Genomic DNA, 4,005 nt, shown 5'->3' with positions numbered 1-4,005 from the left:
CGTGGTTCATATGATGGGACGACACTTTTGCGTATGCAACAAATATATGAAGGAAAAGAAGTATATGGACACCAATTGACTGCTCATGTAGATAAAAAAGGTGTTATTAAAAGTGTTTCAGGTGACAGCGCACAAAATTTAGCAAAAGAAGATTTAAAGAATCCTATTAATTTATCAAAGGAAGAAGCAAAACAATATATTTATACGAAGTATGGCAAGGATATTAAATTTATTTCTGAGCCAGAAGTTAAGGAAGTTATTTTTGTTGATGAAAATCGTGGGCAGGCTAGAAATGCATATCAAGTTACATTTGCAGCTGCCACACCAAACTATGTATCTGGAACTTATTTAGTGGATGCTCATAGTGGTGATATGTTGAAAAATATGGTACAAGAATCAAGTTTAAAAGTAAGTGAAGAGCATCTTGAATCTTTAAAGGAGAGTAAAAAAAGCAATTCCATATCATTAACTGGAACAGGAAAAGATGACTTAGGTATAACTCGTTCATTGGGTATTTCTGAGCAAAGTAACGGAAAATATACACTTGCTGATTATACAAGAGGGCAAGGAATTGAGACGTATGATGTAAATTATAGAGATATTAATTTTGAAGAAAAATATTATCCTGGTATATTAGTAACTAGCACTTCAACAACGTTTAATGATCCAAAGGCGGTAAGTGCTCATTTCTTAGCAACAAAGGTATATGATTTCTATAAAGACAAATATAAGCGTAATAGTTTTGATAATAAGGGGAAAAAAGTAGTATCAGTTGTACATGCATGGCATTCAGGAGAAACAGATGATCCTAAAAATTGGGGGAATGCATTTAGTGCTAATATTAACAATGTTAGTATGCTTATATATGGTGATCCAATGGTTAGATCGTTTGACATAGCGGGCCATGAATTTACACATGCGGTTACATCTAGCGAATCTAATCTTGAATTCTTTGGTGAATCGGGGGCAATTAATGAAGCATTATCTGATATTATGGGAACGGCTATTGAGAAATATATAAATAATGGGGAATTTAATTGGACAATAGGAGAACAAAGTGGATCCGTTCTCCGTAATATGAAAAATCCATCTTCAGTCAAATTTTTTGATGGAGTACCATATCCGGATGATTATAGTAAATTTAGTGATTTAAACGGAGAAGATAATGAGGGCGTTCATTTTAACTCAAGTATTATTAATAAAGTTGCGTATTTAATTGCACAAGGCGGCACTCATAACGGTGTAACTGTAAATGGTATTGGTGAAGATAAAATGTTTGATATTTTCTATTATGCAAATACTGATGAATTGAATATGACTTCTAATTTCTCTGAATTAAGATTAGCATGCCTTAAAGTTGCAACAAATAAATATGGAGCAAATTCAATTGAGGTTGAAGCGGTCCAAAAAGCTTTTGATGCAGCAAAAATTCAAGGAACAGTGAAAGAAGACGAAAAAACTAAGGCAAACCAAGTCCCAGAGTTAACTGTACCACTTACAATTACACTACGTGTAGGTGATACGTTTGACCCGATGAGCAATGTAAAAGCTATTGATAAAGAAGATGGTGATTTAACAAATCGAGTAGAACATAAAGGTGATGTAGATACTTCTAAACCAGGCAAATACATTGTGGATTACGCTGTCGTTGATTCTCAAGGTGGGAATGCAACGGCAACACAGATTGTAATTGTAAAGGGAAATGGAGAACCATCAGATCTAAAGCCTACATTAACAGTTCCTGTTGCAGCGACAATTACTGTAGGAGATTCATTCGATCCAATGGCAAAAGTAAAAGCTATTGATAAAGAAGACGGCGATCTTACTTCTAAAGTAAAAGTTGAGGGTGAAGTAGATACCTCTAAAGCCGGTACTTACATATTAACGTATACAGTTACAGATTCTAAAGGTCATGAAGGAATTGCGAAACAAACTGTAACGGTCAAAGGTAGAGAAGAAGTTAAGAATGAAATACCAATACTAAAAGTACCTGCTACAACTACAATTACTAAGGAAGAAAAATTTGACCCAATGGTAGGAGTATCAGCTACTGATAAAGAGGATGGTGACCTTACCTCTAAAGTAACGTATGAAGGAACTATAGATACCTCTAAACCTGGTACTTTCGAAATAATATATAGTGTCAGAGATTCCTTAGGTAATGAAGTGCATTCAATACAAAAAGTATTTGTAAAAGATAATGACACTGGAAAAGCTAATGGCCTTGCTAATAACAGTAATATCCCGAACAACAGTAATTCTGATAAAAATGAATCTACATATAAAGAGCTTCCCAACACGGGGGCTAGTCCAACTAACAGTACAACAATAGGCTTATGGATGGTTATTGTAGGTACAGTACTCACTTTGGCTCGTAAATTTAGAAAGATACAAAAATAATAGTAGGGATTATTTCTCACACAATAATTATTAGATGGATTTTTTACTTAATAATATTTTAGTATTTAAGTGGTGTATTTGGCTTTTATAAAACTTTGCGCTTGGATGCTATTGTGTCTAAAGAACTACATTACATAAAAAACACGTTACTATTCTCATTAAAATAAAAGAATAGTAACGTGTTTTTTTGATTTATAAATAGCCTAAACCCAAAAGGTCATGAATGTGGGACTTATTCTAAACTTCTATTGATAAGTTACTAAAAACACTTTGTTTTAATCGAAATTTCACTCTAAATGACAACATGAGATTGTCGGTATTTACCAGGTGTTTCATTGGTGAATTTTTTGAAGATTTTAGTGAAATAGCTTTGGTCACTAAAATTAAGCGAAGCACATATGTCTGATAAGGGATAGGTTGTGAAAGTTAATAATTTCTTCGCTTCTTCAATTCGTTCACGTTGAATGTACTCAATTAATGATATACCGACTTCTTTTTTGAATAATATAGATAAATAATCTGAATTCAAATTTGCAAATTTAGCAATTTGTTTAACAGATATTTGATTGTAAATATTTTTGAAAATGTAGTTTTTGCAAATAGCAATAGTCTTTGAATGTTGCTGTACTTTTTGTGCTTTTACACAGTCTGCAAAAGCACAGAAAACATTTCTTAATAAATCCCAAATGGATTCTGTGTCTTTTAAATCTTCTGTCTTTAGGATGTATAGATCGTAAATCTTGTAAGCAATCCCGGAAGGAAGCCCTCCTTTTATAGCATATCTAGTAGCAAGCGTGATGGATGAAATACAAATGTTTTTATGACGTCTTAATTGATGGAATGAAGATAAAGATGAAAGAGTCTGTTGTTGGAATTCGTAATAATATTTGAGTACGGTTTCCTTATCCCCGTTTTCTATAGCTGCAAGTAGTTGTTGCTCTATATACAAGTTATGACAAATAGATTCGTCTTTTTGCATTGAAAAATATATATCTTCGTTTAAGATTCTGCTATGACTTATATGAAATGAGTCACTGTTATTTAAAAAGGTACTTACATCTAAATTTTTTTTATAGAGAATATTATAGAATAATATTGCTATATTTACAAAGAAATTTTGATCTTTCATTGACAATGAAAAATAATGGTTAATTGTTTTTTTATAATTAGCAATAAAATTAAGGTTACTATCCGTTTTACTTGTAGAAAAATTCACATGTGTTATGGGCCCCATAATAACAGTACCGTTCACCATATAATCGCTCTTTATGTAAATTAAAATAAATTGCCCTAAATGTTGGTGAGTTCTGAAGATAGGGAAATTATATAAATCATTTTTCTGTAAAAGCACATGTAACTGCTCTATGTTTGATGCATACCACGAATGTGAATCATTTTTTGATGTAAACTCTATAAGAATATTTTTGTTACAATCTAAAAAACAAACTGGAATTTTAAAAGATTGGAAAAACATATTACAAATGTACTCTATCTCGACTAGACTGAGATTTTTAGTCATATTCTTCCCCCTTACAGTTGTGCGTAATAGTTGAATGATTACATATTCCTTTTTTCAAAAGTAGAAACGGAAAACTTTATCTATAA

2 protein-coding genes are annotated in these 4,005 nt (G+C 32.0%); one reads left to right on the top strand and one right to left on the bottom strand.

The window, feature by feature from the left end:
• Positions 1–2,400, top strand: a 2,400-nt coding sequence (locus DN390_RS30005) for a M4 family metallopeptidase (RefSeq protein WP_147809310.1), incomplete at its 5' end; no start/stop codon positions are given.
• Positions 2,401–2,692: 292 nt separating this feature from the next.
• Here the strand turns inward: DN390_RS30005 and DN390_RS30000 are convergent.
• Positions 2,693–3,919 (bottom strand): AraC family transcriptional regulator, encoded by a 1,227-nt coding sequence (locus DN390_RS30000; protein WP_147809309.1) that lies wholly within the window; start codon positions 3,917–3,919, stop codon positions 2,693–2,695.
• Positions 3,920–4,005 lie beyond the last annotated feature (86 nt).

It is taken from the genome of Bacillus sp. SH7-1 (genome assembly GCF_008042405.1).
In the GTDB taxonomy this organism is placed as follows: domain Bacteria; phylum Bacillota; class Bacilli; order Bacillales; family Bacillaceae_G; genus Bacillus_A; species Bacillus_A thuringiensis_N.
Note: the sequence above shows the minus strand (reverse complement) of the source record. Positions and strands in the feature narration are given on the sequence as shown.